General features: G+C 53.9%; 19 protein-coding genes. 6 read left to right on the top strand and 13 right to left on the bottom strand.

Annotation, left to right across the window (positions count from 1 at the left end; genetic code table 11):
• From QZ197_RS07495 to mnmA, 9 genes are all read right to left on the bottom strand, one after another.
• A partial coding sequence (locus QZ197_RS07495) for a sterol desaturase family protein (RefSeq protein WP_296431248.1) occupies positions 1 to 610 on the bottom strand: 610 nt, incomplete at its 3' end.
• Positions 611 to 735: 125 nt separating this feature from the next.
• Positions 736 to 1,251 (bottom strand): acyloxyacyl hydrolase, encoded by a 516-nt coding sequence (locus QZ197_RS07500; RefSeq protein ID WP_296431249.1) that lies wholly within the window; start codon positions 1,249 to 1,251, stop codon positions 736 to 738.
• 10 nt (positions 1,252 to 1,261) lie between these two features.
• A complete protein-coding gene (locus QZ197_RS07505; RefSeq protein WP_296431250.1) occupies positions 1,262 to 1,879 on the bottom strand; it encodes a TetR/AcrR family transcriptional regulator in 618 nt (205 codons plus the stop codon).
• Positions 1,872 to 2,741: a polyphosphate kinase 2 gene (gene ppk2 / locus QZ197_RS07510; protein WP_296431251.1), complete on the bottom strand. Its 870-nt coding sequence runs from the start codon at positions 2,739 to 2,741 to the stop codon at positions 1,872 to 1,874. Before ppk2 ends, QZ197_RS07505 begins: the two co-directional genes overlap by 8 nt.
• A 65-nt stretch (positions 2,742 to 2,806) precedes the next feature.
• Positions 2,807 to 3,790 (bottom strand): alpha/beta hydrolase, encoded by a 984-nt coding sequence (locus QZ197_RS07515; protein ID WP_296431256.1) that lies wholly within the window; start codon positions 3,788 to 3,790, stop codon positions 2,807 to 2,809.
• A gap of 1 nt (position 3,791) precedes the next feature.
• Positions 3,792 to 4,709 carry a homoserine O-succinyltransferase gene (gene metA / locus QZ197_RS07520; protein WP_296431257.1) on the bottom strand — a complete coding sequence of 306 codons (918 nt, stop codon included), beginning with the start codon at positions 4,707 to 4,709 and terminating at the stop codon, positions 3,792 to 3,794.
• Positions 4,710 to 4,745: 36 nt separating this feature from the next.
• Positions 4,746 to 5,609, bottom strand: coding sequence for an ATPase (locus QZ197_RS07525; protein ID WP_296431258.1), 864 nt, complete (start codon positions 5,607 to 5,609; stop codon positions 4,746 to 4,748).
• Between the two features lie 59 nt (positions 5,610 to 5,668).
• The gene (locus QZ197_RS07530) at positions 5,669 to 6,127 is read right to left on the bottom strand and encodes a YHS domain-containing (seleno)protein (protein ID WP_296431259.1); all 459 of its coding nucleotides are present in this window, start codon (positions 6,125 to 6,127) and stop codon (positions 5,669 to 5,671) included.
• 189 nt (positions 6,128 to 6,316) lie between these two features.
• Positions 6,317 to 7,456 carry a tRNA 2-thiouridine(34) synthase MnmA gene (gene mnmA / locus QZ197_RS07535; protein ID WP_296431260.1) on the bottom strand — a complete coding sequence of 380 codons (1,140 nt, stop codon included), beginning with the start codon at positions 7,454 to 7,456 and terminating at the stop codon, positions 6,317 to 6,319.
• 131 nt (positions 7,457 to 7,587) lie between these two features.
• On the opposite strand from mnmA, the gene QZ197_RS07540 reads away from it, so the two are divergent.
• The 5 genes from QZ197_RS07540 (at position 7,588) to QZ197_RS07560 (ending at position 13,273) form a co-directional block, all read left to right on the top strand.
• Positions 7,588 to 7,866, top strand: a complete 279-nt coding sequence (locus tag QZ197_RS07540; protein ID WP_296431261.1) for a DUF1153 domain-containing protein — start codon at positions 7,588 to 7,590, stop codon at positions 7,864 to 7,866.
• A 92-nt stretch (positions 7,867 to 7,958) separates the two neighbouring features.
• Positions 7,959 to 8,672 (top strand): response regulator transcription factor CtrA, encoded by a 714-nt coding sequence (gene ctrA, locus QZ197_RS07545; protein ID WP_296431262.1) that lies wholly within the window; start codon positions 7,959 to 7,961, stop codon positions 8,670 to 8,672.
• A gap of 195 nt (positions 8,673 to 8,867) precedes the next feature.
• Positions 8,868 to 10,961: an NAD-dependent DNA ligase LigA gene (ligA, locus tag QZ197_RS07550; protein ID WP_296431276.1), complete on the top strand. Its 2,094-nt coding sequence runs from the start codon at positions 8,868 to 8,870 to the stop codon at positions 10,959 to 10,961.
• Positions 10,958 to 13,048 (top strand): ATP-dependent DNA helicase RecG, encoded by a 2,091-nt coding sequence (recG, locus tag QZ197_RS07555; RefSeq protein ID WP_296431264.1) that lies wholly within the window; start codon positions 10,958 to 10,960, stop codon positions 13,046 to 13,048. Before ligA ends, recG begins: the two co-directional genes overlap by 4 nt.
• Positions 13,049 to 13,150: 102 nt before the next feature.
• Positions 13,151 to 13,273 carry a hypothetical protein gene (locus tag QZ197_RS07560; RefSeq protein ID WP_296431266.1) on the top strand — a complete coding sequence of 41 codons (123 nt, stop codon included), beginning with the start codon at positions 13,151 to 13,153 and terminating at the stop codon, positions 13,271 to 13,273.
• Between the two features lie 173 nt (positions 13,274 to 13,446).
• On the opposite strand, the gene QZ197_RS07565 is transcribed toward QZ197_RS07560, so the two are convergent.
• Positions 13,447 to 13,893, bottom strand: coding sequence for an iron-sulfur cluster assembly scaffold protein (locus QZ197_RS07565; protein WP_296431268.1), 447 nt, complete (start codon positions 13,891 to 13,893; stop codon positions 13,447 to 13,449).
• Positions 13,894 to 13,959: 66 nt separating this feature from the next.
• Between QZ197_RS07565 and hisI the strand changes: the two genes are divergently transcribed.
• Positions 13,960 to 14,322, top strand: a complete 363-nt coding sequence (gene hisI, locus QZ197_RS07570) for a phosphoribosyl-AMP cyclohydrolase (protein ID WP_296431270.1) — start codon at positions 13,960 to 13,962, stop codon at positions 14,320 to 14,322.
• Here hisI and gluQRS read toward each other — a convergent pair.
• The 3 genes from gluQRS to gyrA all read right to left on the bottom strand — a co-directional run bounded on the left by gluQRS (position 14,319) and on the right by gyrA (position 19,365).
• Complete coding sequence (gluQRS, locus tag QZ197_RS07575; protein WP_296431271.1) at positions 14,319 to 15,149, bottom strand: tRNA glutamyl-Q(34) synthetase GluQRS; 831 nt, start codon at positions 15,147 to 15,149, stop codon at positions 14,319 to 14,321. The genes hisI and gluQRS overlap by 4 nt on opposite strands.
• A 32-nt stretch (positions 15,150 to 15,181) precedes the next feature.
• The gene (gene trmFO / locus QZ197_RS07580) at positions 15,182 to 16,543 is read right to left on the bottom strand and encodes a methylenetetrahydrofolate--tRNA-(uracil(54)-C(5))-methyltransferase (FADH(2)-oxidizing) TrmFO (RefSeq protein WP_296431273.1); all 1,362 of its coding nucleotides are present in this window, start codon (positions 16,541 to 16,543) and stop codon (positions 15,182 to 15,184) included.
• A gap of 65 nt (positions 16,544 to 16,608) precedes the next feature.
• Positions 16,609 to 19,365 carry a DNA gyrase subunit A gene (gene gyrA, locus QZ197_RS07585; protein ID WP_296431275.1) on the bottom strand — a complete coding sequence of 919 codons (2,757 nt, stop codon included), beginning with the start codon at positions 19,363 to 19,365 and terminating at the stop codon, positions 16,609 to 16,611.
• Between the last annotated feature and the right edge of the window lie 38 nt (positions 19,366 to 19,403).

Genomic DNA, 19,403 nt, shown 5'->3' on the forward strand with positions numbered 1-19,403 from the left:
GCGGATTTGCAGCGGTGATGTAGCTAAAGCCCGCGAAAGCAAGCGCAGTCAGTCCGATCCCGACCAGCCCCGTAAATAACAGGTCAACTGGATGCATACGGTAAACGGTTGCAGGGGTAAGAACTTCGGCTGAATGATGTACTTGATGGAATTGCCACAGAAGTTCAACTTTGTGTTGCAGATAATGTGTGACCCAGACGGCAAGGTCGATCGCAAGTGCAACTACCAAAGTGTAGACTATCGCGGTCAGCGCGGAAGGCGCAAAAATAGCCGTTTCTCGCACCCCAAATAGCCGTTCTAGACCAACGCCCAATCCTTCGTAAAACAAGTGGCCAGACACTAAAAGCTGTATAACTACGCCATAATAGACAACGCCGTTGAAGAAAAAAAACAAATAATCCTGTTTGGCCGATTTATGAAACCACACTCTGGGATCAAACAGGTACCCGATCATGCCGCGTGAAATACCTTCCGGTCGTTCACTTTCTTCACGTGTGGAAAAGTAAATGTATGTTGCGATTGAAAGCACAAAGGCCGTCGCCAAATAGACATAGAAAATCCGTGCTGTTGGCACCAACGGTGCCATCCATGCCAACGCGGCACCGTCCAATATCCTCTCTACAAAAATTGTTTTACCCTCGATGTCGAATGACGATTGCTATGGTTAGTATTGCCATGCTCAAGAGTAGATTAGAATAAGTCAAGATGGCCGGAATAGGGCGTTTTTTAGGACTGTTAGTCCAGCGCAAACGCGTAACGAATGCCGAGTGTCTCAAGACCCGGGTTCAAATCCTGGGTGTCTGCGTTAGAGCGGTGATCAAAAAGCACGGCGAGTGTCGCGCCGTTGTCAAATTTATAACCTGCACCCAAGGCTGAACGGAATTGCAGTGCGCCGCCAATGTCTGGCCCATCCCCTTGGGCAAAGATGCCGGGCATTAAGGACAATTCAACAAAGAACGGGCTGGCGATCATATCTTTACTGGTCCACTTTGCGCCAACGCCAATCCAAAGGTCACCGTCTGTGGTGCTTGATGCGCCAAAGGTTGTGGCAAACGGCCCGTATGACTGGCCGCTATCATAGCCGACGTAGATCTCTTGGCTGATGGTGTTTTCTTGAAAAATTACATCTGCGGCTTGGATGGTAAACTGCGAAGGCGCAGTGGATTGCTGCAAACACTGCGTTGGGCAGTCATTGAGCGCCATATCACTTAATCCTGCTACGATGAAAAGTACCGCTAATGTGCCGTCCATGATGGATCCTTTATGTGTCAGGCGCGATCAAACCTAGGCCGCGCAAGTAAATACCAATACCCGATTCCAACAAGTCTTCGGGTGGAAAAGGGCTTTGTGTGCCAGGGTTGGCGCGTGCAAAAAGTTCGACCACCCCGTGGCTTAAGGCCCAGATATGGGCGCTAAACATCTGGGGGGGCGGTCTTTTTTCTGCGGGAATATGTTGGCTTAACTCTTCGGCGGCTTTTTCAAGCACGCCCATGGCGCGGGTTGCGACCTGATGCAGTTCTGGCGTGCGGTTGATCGAGATACCAGATTCAAACATCGCGATATAATAACCCGGATACTGACGTGCAAAAGCAAGGTAGGCGCGACCTGTCGCCTCGAATGCGGCGAGCGCCGAGGGCTGGCCCTTGCCATATGCTGCCTCCATCTGCTCGCTAAATAGCACATATCCTTGCTGGGCGGCGGCCGCGATCAAGTCTTCGCGGCCCTCAAAGTGGCGGTAAACGGCAGCCGGGGTCACACCGGCTTCGCGCGCCGCTTCTGACAGTGTAAAACCCGTCGGGCCACGCTTTTCGATCAACGTCAGGCAGCCGTTGATCAGCGCCTCGCGTAGATTACCATGATGATATCCGCGTTTAGTCATACCAGAGGTCGGGGCCTCCGATGATCTTATGGTCAATCGGGGCAAGGGCGCTTTGGTCTTTGTTTGCGTAGTCCAATTGTGACAACAAATGCCGGATCACTTGCACGCGGGCGCGGCGTTTGTCGTCCGATCGCACAATGGTCCACGGGGCCACATCAGTGTGGGTGCGTTTGAGTGTCTCGTCGATCGCTGCAGTGTAGGCGTCCCATTTGGGCAAACCTTCGACATCAATCCAGCTGAGCTTCCATTGCTTGAGCGGATCTTTTTCGCGGTCCAAGAACCGTTTGAGCTGCGTCGCGCGTCCGACATTGAGCCAGATCTTGATAAGGGTGATACCCTCGTTAACCAGCATTTCTTCGAATTGGGGTGTTTGGGCAAACCAGCGTTCGCGTTCCTGTGGTTTGCAAAATCCAAAAACATGCTCGACCACGCCGCGGTTATACCAGCTGCGGTCAAATACTGTCACTTCACCTTTGGCTGGTAAGTGTTTAATATAGCGTTGGAAATACCATTGGTCTGCTTCGACATCAGTGGGCTTGGACAAAGCCACAAGTTTTGCGCCACGCGGGTTCAGGTTTTCGCGGAAACGCTTGATTGTTCCGCCTTTGCCAGCCGCATCGCGACCCTCGAAAACGATGGCAATGCGCTGTCCTGTGTCACGCGCCCACGCTTGCATACGCACTAATTCGATCTGAAGCGCGGCGAGTTCTTTTTCATAAGCCGATCGTTTCCAGCGGCGATCATAAGGAAAATCGGGGTTCAATATCTGGCCTTTGCCAGCGTCATTAATTGCCGCACGGATATCATCGGGGGCGTCTTCAGCAAAATAACGGCTGATGCCACCATCGAATGGTAAATCCATGAAAACTCTCCCGCATATCTTTGCACATATATGGGGGTTCCGCAGCCAAAGCGCAATTCGGCAATCTAGTCGCGGATACCTGCACGGGCCGCGGCGCGATCAATAGCGCTGATTACGGCATCGGGGTCGGCGTGATGCGGCATATGTCCAACGTTCGTCAGTCGGGTCGTGTTCACTTGGGTCACGATTTTTTCGATCTCTTCTGCGTGGATGTGGATTGGCACGGTGGTGTCATCCTCACCATGTACGATCTCGATGGGCAGTGTCAGCTCTGGATAACGTTCTGAAAGCACCACAACATGCGGACGCGATGTGTTCACTTGTCGGGTATTTGCGCGCATGCTGGAGGGGCGCAAAGTAAGCCCAGCGCCGATGTAATCTGCGTAACCCACAGGTGCGCTTTGCGGCGCAAAGGTTGCCTGAATACTGCTGTCCACGATGGATTTAGGGACAAATGCGGAAATTGCGGGAATGGTCACAAGCCCGCCAAATGCGCTGCCATTCACGGTATAGTAACGGCCTAACCCCCCGGGCCACGGCATTGTCACACCTGCCATTGAAACGACGGCCGTAGCATTCACGGGGCTGTTCTGATCAAGACCCGCGACGGCCCAAGCATAGGATACGATACCGCCAAAACTGTGGCCTGCGACAATAGGGTCGGTAATTCCGATAATGGCTGCGGCCTCACGCAGCATAGCGGCCTGCGCTTGGGGGCTGTCACCTTCGGTTGCGGTCAGCCCGGTGTCCACGCCGGGCACTCGGTCAGAGTACCCTAGTCCCGGGCGATCAAATGCTGTCACCGTATAGCGATCCGTCAGTCGTCCCATCAGATCAAAGGTGAACTCGCGCAGATTGCCGCCAGCACCGTGCAGCAATATCAGATGCGGGCCGCTGCCTTCTTGGACATAGTGAATTTGCCCACCAGCAACAGAAACGAACTGTCCCAGCGGGGGATGGCTTTCTTCGGCCTGTGCAGTGCGTTGTTTTGCCCCCGCAGCCGTCAAGACAGCCCCAAGGCCGATTGCAATTGCAGAGATTGTAAGCATTTTAAGTGCCAATTTTATCCAACTCAAAATGGGTGGTCTGGTAAATCTGGTTAATCCAGTTTCCATATAGGAGATGCGCGTGGCTTCTCCACCTATTTTGGGGTTGTTCCGTTGGGTCATCGTTCGGATAGTAGTTCATTGGAACATTAATTGGCGTCCCACTGGCCACATCACGGTCGTATTCTTGCTTGAGCGTGCCACTGTCATACTCAAAATGGTTAAAGATATAGAGCGCGCGATGCGCCTGATCTTCGACCAAAGCGGGCCCCGCATCATCGCTTGTGATCAACGTGGTCAGACCGGTTGCCGCGTCAATCTCGGGTTGGCGCATTTCGGTCCAGCGGCTGACAGGGATCACGCAATCATCTGAAAATCCGCGCAAATAAGGTGACGCCGGATCAGTAATATGATGCCGGAAACAACCAAAGGCCTTGTGGTCTAGCATATGCTTTTTGACGCCGTGGAAATGGTTGATCATCGCCATGCCGCCCCAACACACGCCCATCGTGGAATGCACATGGGTTTGGGTCCAGGCAAAAACTTCTTCCAGTTCTTTCCAATAGGTCACATCCGTAAACGGCAAATGCTCAATTGGCGCTCCGGTGATCACCAGCCCGTCGAATTTTTCATCCTTAACCTCGGAAAACGGGCGATAGAATTCTTCCATATGTTCGGCAGCGGTGTTCTTTGTCTGATGCTCGGACATCCGGATCAGCGAAAATTCAATCTGCAAAGGCGTTGCCCCGATCAGGCGGGCAAACTGGTTCTCGGTCTGGATTTTCTTGGGCATCAGGTTCAGCAAAGCAATCCGCAGCGGGCGGATGTCCTGACGGGCAGCGGTATCTTCATCGAGCACCATAACCCCTTCGTGTGACAGAACGTCATAGGCGGGCAGGGCGGCGGGCAGTTTAATAGGCATGGGTCATTTCCTGATCAGAGGGCAGAGATAGGCGGCTTAGCTGCGCATCTCAAGGGCGTCAGCGATCATGCTGACAAAGCCCTCCGTATCTTTGACTTTTTCGACCGCGTGCTGTGGCACCGTGATACCCCATTTGTCCGCCATCGCCTTATAACGCGGCTGGCGATGCGCGAGAGCCTTTGCGAACGCCCAGCGAATAAAATCATCGGGGTTCACGCGGTCCGGGGCTACATTGAACTCGGCCAAGTAAGCTTGCCACGTCGCCAACAAAAAGACCGGATCATACGACATCGGTTTGGGTTCTTGATCGAAACGGCGGATCAACTCGGCTGTGTGGTCTTCGGTGCCTTCAATCCACACCAACAGCGTCTTTGCCGCCAGATCAGTTAAGATTGGATCGTCCGGATCGTCTGCATCGACCCATTCACAGATCGATCCACCCGTGTCGCAAATGAAATGCGGGTACTGGTACAACTCAACAGAGCGGTCGATGAAAAAGCTGGTGTCATGCAAAGCCGCGATTTCGGCTTGCTGAAACTCGTCCTGACGGCGGGTATATTCATCCCACGCCAGACCGCCCAGCGCCGGATCACCTGGTTTACCTAGGTAAGACGACATCGGCTTAAGATCATCAAACGAAATGTTTGAACCAATATAGATCGAATTGGACCGCAACAGTTCCCGCAAGAACGGCACTTTCATCGCTTCACGCTTGGCATTATCGGCGATCTTTTCGCCCATGTAGCGCGTGCCAATCCGGTAATCGATGGAATAGTGGAACCAATCGCCAGTGCTGCGCAGCATGGTCGACAGATAGGTCTTGCCCAAACCGGACATTGCAAAAAGCAGAACACGTTTCTGCGGGGCGTTACGCCATTCGGATGCGGATGCATAAATCATGGCGCTTTGGGTAACGGGCTGGGGCAAAACTATCCAGTGATTTTTGCCCCACCGTTCAGTTATGCGAGCACGGCAGGCCAGTTTGCATCAGCCATTGCGATATGGCCGGGAATGTCACGCGCCCAACGGCGGCGCACACTGGTTGAAAAGTTCAGGTAAAGCTTGTTGTCCACGATGCTCCACGCTTCTGGCACCGTCGGTGCGGTATAGCCTTGGCTGACTGCATAAGCACCGTATCCACCATATTGGGGTGCATAAGCGGCTGGTTCGGCGGCAAAGGTATCACGGTTGGCTTCAGTGCTGAACTGCCACGTCACGCCCATATAGTCATGGGTAATGGTCGGATCACCAGCAACGGGCGCACCATCGATGAAGTATCCAACAACATCTGTCCCATCAACAGCAATGCCGCCTTCGGCATAAACTTCGGGGGTGGCAGCGATTACGCGCGAAGCAAGTGCTGCTGCAACGGGTGCAGCAAGTGCAAGGGTTAGGACGTGGCGACGGGTCAATGACATAAGAGGGACCTCCAAGGGATCAATTGCGTTTGCTTGACCCTAGATGGGACAAAGTACTGCACAAAAGAAAGGGGCCACACAGACATGTGACCCCTTGTTGCAAATCGCTTCCATCATCATCTTGCCCAAGAAACTCCCGCCGGAGGCTCCTGCCATCAAGACAGTCTTGAACGTTGGCCAGTTAAAAACCTAGTTGCCGCGCCAAATCCAACCACCGCCCAAAACGCGCGAACTTTCGGGATCATAAAACACGCAAGCTTGCCCTGGCGAGACACCTTGTTCTGCCACCAGCAATTCGACTTCCGCCTCAGTGTCCGAAATCGGACGTAAAATCGCATCTGTGGGCGGACGAGTAGAGCGCACCCTCACTGCAATCTGACGCTCGCCCATATCGGTCAGCTTGCCGCCACCAATCCAGTTGATCTCGCGAAGCGGCACACGGCGGGTGGCCAATAATTCCTTGGGTCCAACGATCACTTGCTTTGTGTTCACGTCCAGCTTCACAACATAAAGCGGATCAGCCAAACCGCCGATGCCCAAACCACGGCGTTGCCCGATCGTATAGTGGATCACGCCTTTATGCTTGCCCAGCACATTGCCGTCGCTATCAACGATATCACCAGGTTCAGCCGCGCCGGGGCGTAGTTTTTCAATCACTGCTGCATAGTCACCGTTGGGCACAAAACAGATATCTTGGCTGTCAGGCTTGTCAGCGACGCTTAGACCGTACTTGCCTGCCAACGCACGGGTTTGCTCTTTGGAGGCGTGATGGCCCAATGGAAAACGTAAATAATCCAACTGGTCTTGGGTGGTTGAGAAGAGGAAATAGCTTTGATCTTTGGTGGGATCAGCAGCTGCGTGCAACTCTGCGCCCTCAACACCCACTTTGCGTTGGATATAGTGGCCCGTGGCCATGCAATCCGCCTCAAGGTCTTTTGCTGTCTCCAACAGGTCTTTGAATTTCACGCGCTCATTGCAGCGAATGCATGGCACAGGGGTCGCACCACCCAAGTAACTGTCTGCAAATTCGTCCATCACGGCTTCGCGGAATGTGTTTTCATAGTCCAAGACATAGTGAGGGAACCCCATGTCCTCGGCCACACGGCGGGCATCGTGAATGTCACGACCTGCACAACACGCACCTTTTTTCGCCAAGGCAGCGCCGTGATCGTACAGTTGTAACGTCACGCCAACCACATCGTAACCTTCTTCCGCCAGCATCGCTGCCACAACAGAGCTGTCGACGCCGCCCGACATGGCAACAACAACACGGGTCTGCGCAGGCGACTTAGCAAAGCCGAGTGAATTTAGCGGCGAATCAAGGGGCATGGCATGTCCAAAGGTTAAGGTATCAGAATGAAATATAGGAAAATGCGACCTACTCTCAAGGGGGGGGCTACACCACTCATTAATCCTGGCGCGCCATAACTACGAGCGGAGTGATCAAAAAGGGGTAAAACATGTATTTAAGAAAAGTTGAAGGACCGCGTTCTGTGACGCTCGCTGACGGCTCGATTATGACTCGCGCAGACCTGCCTGGCGAAAAAACACGCCGCTGGGTGGCATCACGCAAGGCGGCGGTCGTGCGCGCAGTGGAATACGGGCTCATTGCGCAGAAAGATGCGTTGGAGCGATATCAGCTGTCCGAAGAGGAATTCACCGAGTGGCAAACAGCAGTTTTACAGCACGGGGAGGCTGCGCTGAAAGTAACCGCTTTGCAAAAATATAGACAACCATAGGTGGAAACGTAATTCTCTGTCGAGGTAGTAACCTGTGGTTAACCATTACGCGGTTAGATAACTTTTATCGAACAATAGAGCGGAGAATTTTTATGCGTGTCTTGCTGGTTGAAGACGATCCAACGACCTCGAAAAGTATCGAACTGATGCTGACTCATGCCAACCTGAATGTCTATGCCACCGATATGGGCGAGGAAGGGATCGATCTTGCAAAATTGTACGACTACGACCTGATCCTGTTGGACATCAACCTGCCGGATATGAACGGACACGAGGTGCTGCGACAGCTGCGCCTTAGTCGTATAGATACGCCAATATTGATCCTCTCAGGGGACGATGGGACAGAAAGTAAGCTAAAAGGCTTTGGTTTTGGTGCAGATGACTATCTGACAAAACCCTTCCACCGCGAAGAACTCGTGGCGCGTATCCATGCAATTATCCGCCGCTCTCAAGGGCATGCACAGTCCATCATCAAGACAGGGCAAATTGCTGTAAATCTGGATGCCAAGACCGTCGAAGTTGACGGCAGCACGGTGCATTTGACGGGTAAAGAATATCAAATGCTCGAACTATTAAGCCTGCGCAAAGGCACGACGTTGACCAAGGAAATGTTCCTCAATCACCTATATGGCGGCATGGATGAACCTGAGCTGAAGATCATTGACGTATTCATCTGTAAGTTGCGTAAAAAGTTAAGCGAAGCGACGGCAGGCGACAACCATATTGAAACCGTTTGGGGCCGTGGATATGTTTTGCGCGATCCTGAACTGGTATCACAACGGCAAAGGATCGCGATTGGTGCTTAGCGTACTTGGTAGCATGCGTCTTGATGAACATGGGATGCATGCGATTGATTCACGGTCTGCGCTGGACGCACCGCGATTGCCCGCCTAATTATGAACCAGCGCCCTTTTCGGGGCAGGTTTCATTTTTAAGGGGCGAGACACGTGGTGGAGACAGTTCTTAAGAAACATCCACAAACAGGTGATCTGCCTGTGGAAATGCTGTCGGTTGGTCAAGCGCGCGCAGAACTCGCATGGCTTGCATCTGCTCTTGGCTCAGCGAACACCGCATATCACCGCGACGATGCACCTAACTTAAGTGATGCTGACTACGACGCTTTGAAGCAGCGAAATACAGCAATTGAAGAGCGTTTTCCGCAAATCAAACGCACCGATAGCCCAAGTGACGTTGTCGGCGGTGAAATCTCTGAAGGGTTTGGCAAAGTCCGGCATGCCGTGCGTATGCTTTCGCTTGGGAATGCCTTTAGTGACGCGGATGTCTTCGCGTTTGATGCGGGTATCCGGAAATACCTCGGGTTGGATGCGACCGCGCCGCTGACATATACGGCAGAGCCAAAGATCGACGGGCTTTCGCTCTCGTTGCGCTATGAGGGCGGCAAGCTGGTGCAGGCTGCAACGCGCGGCGACGGGTCTATCGGTGAAAACGTGACCGCAAATGCCCTTACGGTCAGCGATGTTCCACAGGTAATTACTGGCGCGCCAGAGATCCTAGAAGTCCGCGGCGAAGTTTACATGAGCCATTCTGACTTTGCGAACCTGAACAAACGCCAAGTGGAAAAGGGCGGCAAGACATTCGCCAATCCCAGAAACGCGGCAGCAGGATCGCTGCGGCAATTGGATGCTGAAATTACCAAAGCCCGGCCACTGAAGTTCTTTGCTTATGCGTGGGGCGATCATTCGGCACCTTTGGCCCAAACCCAGTCTGCCGCAATTGAACACCTGTCTGCGTTGGGGTTTTCCACCAATAAGCTGACCGTCAAATGCGATGGCCCGGATGCGATGATTACCCAATATAGCAAGATCGGGGAACAGCGTGCCGACTTGGGCTACGACATTGATGGTGTGGTCTACAAAGTTGATGATTTGGCACTGCAGGCGCGTTTGGGGTTCCGCTCGACGACGCCCCGTTGGGCGATTGCGCATAAATTCCCTGCCGAACTGGCTTGGACCGTTTTGGAAGATATCGACATTCAAGTCGGGCGAACCGGCGCGCTGTCGCCCGTCGCGCGGCTGCGGCCGGTCACGGTGGGCGGTGTTGTTGTGTCCAATGCGACACTGCACAATGAAGATTATATCAAGGGCTTGGACGGGAATGGTGCACCGATCCGCGGCGGCAAAGACATCCGCATCGGCGATTGGGTACAGGTCTACCGTGCCGGCGATGTGATCCCGAAAGTTGCGGATGTTGATTTGGCACGACGTCCCGATGATTCCGTCGTTTATGAATTCCCCCAGCAATGCCCCGAGTGTCATTCAGATGCAATTCGAGAAGAGGGCGACGCCGTAAGGCGTTGTTCAGGTGGCATTATTTGCCCTGCGCAAGCCGTCGAAAAACTCAAACATTTCGTATCTCGTGCCGCATTCGACATCGAAGGCTTGGGGGCCAAGCAAGTAGAGCAGTTTTATACAGACGGCTGGATCGCAACCCCGGCAGATATTTTCACGCTACGTACAAGGTTTGGTGAAGGGCTGCAGCAGCTTAAGAATCGTGAAGGCTGGGGCGACAAAAGCGCCTCTAGCCTTTTTGATGCCATCGACGACAAACGTCGCATCGGCTTGGCGCGGCTGATCTTTTCGCTCGGGATACGGCATGTTGGTGAAAATTCAGCGGCATTGCTGGCAAATCATTATACATCGTGGGCCGCGTTCGAGGCTGCGATGACCGCGGCAACCTTCGACACGGGTCCAGAATGGGACGACCTGATCAGCATCGACGGCGTCGGTGATGTGATGGCGACATCTGTCGTGACGACGTTTCACCAAGACGCTGAGCGCGCGTCAATTGACAGGCTGGTTGCAGAACTGGACGTGCAAGATGCCAAGGTTATGGTTTCAGACAGTCCCGTTGCGGGCAAAACGGTGGTTTTCACTGGCACATTAGAACGTATGACCCGCGCCGAGGCAAAGGCGCGGGCAGAAGCATTAGGCGCGAAGGTGTCTGGGTCTGTCAGCGCCAAAACCGATATTTTGGTCGCTGGGCCAGGGGCCGGATCAAAGGCCAAAAAAGCCGCTGATCTGGGCGTTCAAAAGATGGATGAAGATGACTGGCTTGCTTTGATCGGTGCCCTATGAGCGGGCGACCCGAGGTTCTTTTCCCGCTTTTTGCAGGATTAACCAAGCTTGACGGAATTGGCCCAAAAAGTGCGCAGTCGCTTGAGCAGGCGGGCGTTCTCAAGCCGCGCGATATTCTGATGACATTGCCCGTCGCAGGCGTTGATCGCAGCCGCAGGGACAGCGTAAAAGATGTCATCGCACCTGCGATTGCCACGGTTGAAGTTTTGATAGGTGAACACCACCCGCCGCGCACGCGGGGGCGGCCCTACCGTGTTTTTGTCGAGGATGCGCAAACCAGTTTCCAGTTGGTGTTTTTCCATGCGCGTGGCGACTACTTGCAAAAGCTTTTGCCGACTGGCCAGCGCAGGATCGTTTCTGGCAAAGTTGAGGTGTTCGACAATATCGCCCAAATTGTGCACCCCGATCATGTTCTGCCTGTGGACGAAGCAGATCAGGTTCCGGCGTTTGAACCGGTTTATCCCCTTCATGCCGGGATTACGCAGAAGGCGATGTATAAAGCCACGCGGTCTGCACTTGAAATGGCACCGAAGCTGCCGGAATGGATCGATCCTGCGCTGAAAGCACGCGAGGATTGGCCTGATTGGTTTGCCGCAATGACGGCGGCGCATAATCCAGTGACCAGCGCTGATTTATCCCCACACGCGTTGGCGCGCGAACGTCTCGCTTACGACGAATTGCTTGCACATCAGTTAACTTTGGCCCTTGCGCGGGCCGCATCGCGGCAAGCAAAAGGGACTGCGTCGGTTCCAACGGGGGCGTTGTCTGACAAAGTAATGGCCGCATTGCCTTACAGCCAAACAAACGCGCAGATGCGGGCAACGTCCGAAATAGCGGCGGATTTGGCGGCACCAGTCCGCATGAACAGGCTTTTGCAAGGTGATGTTGGCTCTGGAAAAACGCTGGTTGCACTAATGGCTTTGCTTGGCGTGGTCGAGGCAGGCGGGCAGGGCGTCATGATGGCCCCAACCGAAATTTTGGCCCGTCAGCACCTTGATGGGTTGCAACCCTTGGCGCACAGTGCGGGCGTTCGGCTTGAGCTTTTGACAGGGCGCGACAAAGGCGCTGCGCGTGTGGCCAAGTTGGCCGCATTGGCCGCGGGTGAAATTAACATCCTTGTTGGGACGCATGCGGTGTTTCAAAAGGATGTCCACTTTCATGATTTACGTCTGGCTGTGATCGACGAACAGCACCGTTTTGGCGTGGCACAACGCATGCAGCTGGGCGCAAAGGGACGCGCGGTAGATGTTTTGGTGATGACCGCCACACCAATTCCACGCTCTTTGGCGTTGGCGCAATATGGCGACATGGATTTGTCGGTTTTGGATGAAAAACCACCGGGACGCACACCGGTGCAGACGGCGCTTGTATCGATCAACCGCCTTGATGAAGTTGTAGAAAAATTGCGTAAAGCAGTCGCCGAAGGCAAGCAGGCGTACTGGGTTTGTCCCTTGGTGGAGGAAAGCGAAGTCGTTGATATGACCGCTGCCGAGGAACGGTTCAAACGGTTGCGGGCAACCTTGGGCGAGGGTGTTGTGGGGCTGGTTCACGGGCAAATGCCGCCTGCGGAGAAAGATGCGGCAATGGCACGGTTTGTGGCTGGCGAAACAAAAGTGTTGGTTGCGACGACTGTGATCGAGGTCGGGGTGAATGTTCCCAATGCCTCTATCATGATGGTTGAACATGCCGAACGCTTTGGTTTGGCGCAGTTGCACCAGTTGCGCGGTCGCGTGGGGCGTGGTTCTGCGGCATCGACCTGTCTGTTGCTTTACAAGGCACCTCTTAGCGAAACAGGTCGTCGACGCTTGGAGATTTTGCGCGAAACCGAAGACGGCTTTCGCATTTCCGAAGAAGACCTTGCCATGCGCGGGGCGGGTGATGTGATTGGCACTGTGCAGTCGGGGCTGCCGCGGTTTCGGATTGCTGATTTGGAACGCCAAGCAGGACAGATGGCTGTCGCGCAAACTGACGCGCGTAGGCTGCTGAACGACGACCCCACACTGCAAAGCGCGCGTGGGCAAGCGGCGCGGACCCTGCTTTGGCTGATGGAGCAGGATAAAGCTATTCGTTTAATTTCAGTGGGTTAACGAAATTCAGGCCTGAATGTTCACAAATGTTCTTAAAAAGTTCTTTACAGGGCGTTAATGATATGAGAACAAAGTAGCATAAGAACATTAAAGGAACATCACATGGCTGAAGAGATTAAATCGGTTATCGCACGGTCCCGCGACACAATTGTTGCAGATGCGGTGGGTGTTGCAGCTTTGATGGTCATACTGATTGTCGGATTGGCCTTACCCGGGCTGATCTGATTGCCTGACGATTTAGGTCCGGTCTACGACATTGCCCTGTCCCAATTTTGCAATGTTTGACCTGCCTGTCCTTGTCCATAGTGGGGGTTTTGCCTCTCCCCGTTGAACACCGGACCGGACCTAATCGTTCTTTCCTGCCGCCGCCATCCTGTCCCGGATGTGCGGCGGTTTTTTTATGCAGGGGTTTTATGTGTCGCCAGCGCGTCTAGCGTAGCATCAAAGGCAAGCATGATCGATGCATGTCGATTTTTGTATTCTTTGGCAGGCTGCAAAACTTCAAGATCGCCAAAAGGTGCGGCCGGAACTGGTCCGTCGGACTTTAACATCGCTAACAGCGCATCGCGCCCTTCGCGGACCTGCTCGACATTTAGCCCCACGATGTTTGATCCAAGGACTGCAGCCGTTGCTTGCCCCAATGCGCAGGCCTTCACGTCTTGGCCGTAGTCGGTGATCACGCCGTCATTTACCGTCACATCAACCGTCACCGTTGATCCACACAGCGGCGCGCGTTTTTTTGCCGTCGCCGTTGGATTTTCCAATCGTTCAGTACGCGGCATATCGGCCGCGAGTGCCAATATCCGCGCAGAGTAGAGTTTGATCAGATCGGTTTCTGCTGACATCGCGTTGCCCTTCGTATTTGTGACCTTTAGATAGTGCTGACAGTCGCACTTGCAAAGGTCTTTGATATGACATTCGATCCATCCACCCTGCGGTACAATGATGCGGGTCTGATCCCTGCCATCGCCCAAGATGATACAACAGGCGAGGTATTGATGATGGCTTGGATGAACGCTGAGGCCGTTGCGCGCACGCTGACCACCCGCAAAGTTACGTATTGGTCGCGTTCACGCCAAGAATTCTGGGTCAAAGGCGCCACCAGCGGTCATACGCAGGAACTGGTAGATTTTCGCGTTGATTGCGATCGCGATTGCCTGCTTTTAAAGATAAATCAGGTTGGGCCTGCGTGTCACACGGGGCGTCGAAACTGTTTTTACACTGCTATCCTTGATGGCAACGAGGTCACTTTGACCGCACCAATGACTGATTAATCCACAAAGCCTATCAAATGTCGAATGTCCTGCGGTGTCGCACCTTCAGCGCGGTATTTCGCGAGCGCTTTGGACTTGTCGATTTTGGCGAGGCGCTTGCCATCCTCGTCAGTGATCAATGCATGATGATGATAAGTGGGGGTCGGATAGCCCAACACGCGTTGCAATAGCACATGCAGCGGGGTTAGTGCTTGCAGGTCGGTCCCGCGGACAACATGGCTGATGTTCTGGCGCGCATCGTCATGCACGCAGGCCAGATGGTAGGCAGGGTCGCCAGTTTCTTTGCGGCGCAAAACGGGATCGCCAATATTCTGTAAAAGGTGATGGGGGCTAACTGCGATGTCTTTTGCAGCGTTCACGCCGGTTTCTGTATAGGTCATCTGGCCACTGATCTGGGCAAGTGCCTTTCCCAAATTCAACCGGAACGCGTCGCCAGCAACCGCATCGGGCAAACTTCGGTGTCGACAAGTGCCTGGATAGATCATCCCTTCAATCCCCGAAACTGCGCCAGCGTCGATGATGTCACGACGGGTACAAGAACAAGGGTAAAGCAGACCCAACTCTGCAAGCTGTTTCAAGACACGTTCATAATTTGCGCCATGCTCGGATTGCCGCAACACAGGTTCCGGCCACGCCAGACCCAGCCATGAAAGATCTTCGTAAATACTTGCTTCGTGTTCTGGCCTGACCCGCGTGCTGTCCGTGTCTTCGATCCGCAACAATGCCGTTCCGCCAAGGTTCTTGGCAATCTGCCAAACGGTCAGTGCGGAATATGCATGGCCCAGATGCAGCGGTCCCGTGGGCGAGGGCGCAAAACGTGTGATCATAAGGTGCGCAGCATGATCATTTTAGACCTCAATCACTCGGCGGCTGTGTCCAGAACGGTTTGCCCCAGCCATGCCTGCCAGTCGATCTTGGCCCGATCAGTGTAGGCCTTATAGCGTTCTTTGCGGCCACGACGCCCGCTTTTCACACCGTCAAGCGGCGGGAACAGTCCGAAGTTCACGTTCATCGGCTGGAACGTTTTTGCGTCGGCCCCGCCAGTAATATGTGTAACCAATGCACCCATCGCAGTCGTATTTGGTACGGCGTCCAGCGGTTTACCTGTCAGTTCGGCGACGGCCATGCGACCTGCCAACAACCCCATTGCGGCACTTTCCACATATCCTTCGACGCCAGTGATCTGGCCTGCAAAACGGATGTTGGGCTTGGAGCGCAGGCGCATTTGATCGTCCAGCAGTGTGGGCGAATTGATGAAGGTGTTGCGGTGGATGCCACCAAGACGGGCAAACTCAGCATTCTCTAACGCAGGAATCGTTTTAAAAACATCCTTCTGCGCGCCGTACTTCATCTTGGTTTGAAAGCCGACGATGTTATATAATGTCCCAAGCGCATTATCGCGGCGCAGTTGGACAACGGCATATGCTTTGTTCTGTGGATCATTGGCGTTCGTCAAACCAACGGGCTTCATCGGACCAAAGCGCAGTGTTTCACGGCCGCGTTCGGCCATGACTTCGATCGGCAAACAACCGTCAAAGTATCCTGCCGTTTCGCCTTCTTTGAACTCTGCCTTGTCAGCGGCCAAAAGTGCGTCGATGAACGCCTCGTATTGGTCTTTGTTCATTGGGCAGTTGAGGTAAGCAGTACGCTCGGCTTCGGTTTCGCCTTTGTCGTAACGTGACTGCATCCAAGCGACATCCATGTTGATGCTGTCGTGGTAAACGATAGGGGCGATGGCGTCGAAAAACGCGAGTGCCTCTGCGCCAGTCTCTGCCTGAATTGCTTCGGCCAACGGACCAGAGGTCAGCGGGCCTGTGGCGACAATCCAAAGTCCTTCCTCGGGAAGCGCAGTAATTTCTTCATAAGAAACAGAAATATTGGGATGTGCCACCAAAGCCGCAGTGACACTTTCTGCAAACGGATCACGGTCTACAGCCAACGCACCTCCGGCAGGTAGCCGATGCTGATAGGCGGTTTTCATGATCAAACCGTCCGCTTGGACCATTTCCCAATGCAACAGTCCTACGGCATTTTGTTCGTGATCATCAGAGCGGAACGAATTGGAACAAACCATTTCGCCCAAGTTGCCCGTACGATGCGCAAAGGTTGCGACCTTGGGGCGCATTTCGTGAATGACCACTTTGATGCCCGCATTTGCGGCCTGCCAAGCGGCCTCTGATCCGGCCATTCCGCCGCCGATGATATTGAGTGTGTTTTGCATGACGCTGATGTAGTGCGCAGCACGTCAAAAGAAAAGGCCCCGCGTTTTATCGCGGGGCCTAACTTTTATTCTGTAACAGGGTCTGCGTCGGCGTCAGGCTCTTCTTCGCCTTGGTCCGCAATCCACGCGACGCTCACGACTGTTTCGCCCTTGGCGGTGTCAAACACCTTTACGCCGCCAGCACCGCGTGACCGGAATGAAATTCCTTCGATAGGGACACGAATGGACTGTCCGGTTGAGGTGACAAGCATGATCTGATCAGACATTTCGACAGGGAACGATGTGACCAGCGGCCCGCCGCGCATCGCCTTATCCATCGCAGCCACACCCATACCACCTCGTCCGCGCACGGGATAATCATGGCTGGATGACAATTTGCCCGAACCTTGCGCGGTAATCGTTAAGATCAGGTTCTCTACGGCTGACATTTCAGCATAGCGTTCTGGGCTAATGCGACCGGGAACTGCGTCTTCTTCGTCATCAACTTCGGCATCATCAGCAAGACCTGCCATTGCGCGGCGCATTTTTAGATATGCGGTACGCTCCTCTGCTTCGGCCTTAAAGTGACGGATGATGGACATTGACACAACTTTGTCGTCGCCCTGCAACCTGATCCCGCGCACACCCACGGAACTGCGCGAGTTGAACACACGCACATCGGTCGCAGGAAAGCGGATCGCGCGACCTGAATCCGTGACCAACATTACATCGTCATCATTGGATGCAATGCGGGCATTTATAAGTGTTGTTTCAGCATGTTCGTCCTCGAACTTCATCGCGATTTTACCGTTACGCATGACGTTGGTAAAGTCTGACAGCTTGTTGCGACGTACAGTGCCGGCCGAGGTTGCAAAGACGACCTGCAGGTCGTCCCATTCTTCCTCTGGGCGGTCCACTGGCATGATTGCCGCAATCGAAACACCTTGCGGAATTGGCAAAATATTGACGATCGCCTTGCCCTTTGCAGTCCGGCTTCCGAGTGGCAAACGCCATGTCTTGAGTTTGTAAACCATGCCGTCGGTCGTAAAGAACAACAGCTGCGTATGGGTGTTGGCCACGAACAGTGTCGTGACGACGTCTTCTTCTTTGGTGGCCATCGACGACAGGCCTTTGCCGCCGCGACGTTGCGCGCGGAAATCGGCCAATGCTGTTCGTTTGATGTACCCACCAGAGGTCACGGTGACGACCATGTCCTCTTTTTCGATCAGGTCTTCGTCTTCCATGTCGCCCGACCAATCCACAATCTCGGTACGGCGCGGAACGGCGAATAGATCGCGGACTTCGGTCAGCTCATCACGGATAATCTGCATGATCCGTTCACGAGAACCCAGAATCTCAAGGTATTCGCGAATTTTACCTGCGAGTTCCTTCAATTCGTCCGTGACTTCTTTGACACCAATCTGGGTCAGACGCTGCAGGCGCAATTCTAGAATGGCGCGGGCTTGCGCCTCTGACAAATTATATGTGCCATCTTCATTGGCCGGATGTGTCGGATCATCGATGAGTTTGATATATTCAAGGATAGCTTCGGCGGGCCACCGACGCGTCATCAGCTTTTCACGCGCGGTCGCGGCATCAGCGGAGGACCGGATGGCGGCGACGATTTCGTCGATATTGGTCACGGCAACAGCCAAACCGCACAAAAGATGCGAACGTTCACGCGCTTTGCGCAATTCAAACGCGGTGCGGCGTGCAACAACGTCTTCACGGAAGTCCACGAAGGCGGTCAGGAAGGCGCGTAGCGTCAGTTGTTCAGGCTTGCCGCCGTTCAATGCCAACATGTTGCAGCCGAAATAGGTTTGCATCGGTGTAAAGCGGAACAATTGGTTCAAAACGACCTCTGCGGTCGCATCACGCTTGAGTTCGACAACAACCCGCACACCATTGCGGTCAGATTCGTCTTGGACGTGGGCAATGCCTTCGATCTTTTTATCGCGGGCGGCTTCGGCGATCTTATCGATCATCGACGCTTTGTTCACCTGATAGGGAATTTCATTGATAACAATAGCATAGCGGTCTTTGCGGATCTCTTCGACGACGGTTTTCGCGCGCACAATGACCGAACCGCGTCCTTCAAGATACGCTTTACGCGCACCTGCACGGCCAAGAATCAACGCACCTGTCGGAAAATCGGGCGCCGGGATGTATTCGATCAAATCCTCGGACGTCATGTCAGGCGTATCAATCAGGGCGAGGGTCGCATCGATGACTTCACCCAGGTTATGGGGCGGAATATTGGTTGCCATACCAACAGCAATGCCGCCAGCCCCATTGACCAGCATATTTGGATAACGGGCGGGTAGGACGGTCGGCTCGCGGTCTTTGCCGTCATAGTTGTCTTGGAAATCAACGGTGTCTTTGTCGATATCGGCCAGCAAATACGTGGCAGGCTTGTCCATGCGTACTTCGGTGTAACGATAGGCCGCCGCACGGTCCCCATCCATGGAGCCAAAGTTGCCTTGGCCGTCCAGCAGCACCAGCGACATCGAGAAATCCTGCGCCATACGCACCAGCGCATCGTAGATCGCACTGTCGCCGTGCGGGTGATATTTACCCATGGTTTCGGCCACAGGTCGCGACGATTTGCGGTAGGGTTTATCAGGCGTGTTATTGGTCCCGTGCATCGCAAAAAGAATGCGGCGGTGGACCGGTTTTAGGCCGTCACGCAGGTCTGGAATAGCGCGACTGACGATCACGCTCATCGCGTAATCAAGATAGCTGGTCTTCAGCTCGTGTTCGATCGTAACAGAAGGCCCGTCGTGCACGGCACGTACAGGCAAGTTTTCTTCTTCGTTTTCAGGTGTTTCTGGAGTATCGTTCACGTGATCCGCCCGCGCTTAGTGCATTGCTATATTTTGTT

Source organism: Yoonia sp. (assembly GCF_017854415.1).
In the GTDB taxonomy this organism is placed as follows: domain Bacteria; phylum Pseudomonadota; class Alphaproteobacteria; order Rhodobacterales; family Rhodobacteraceae; genus Yoonia.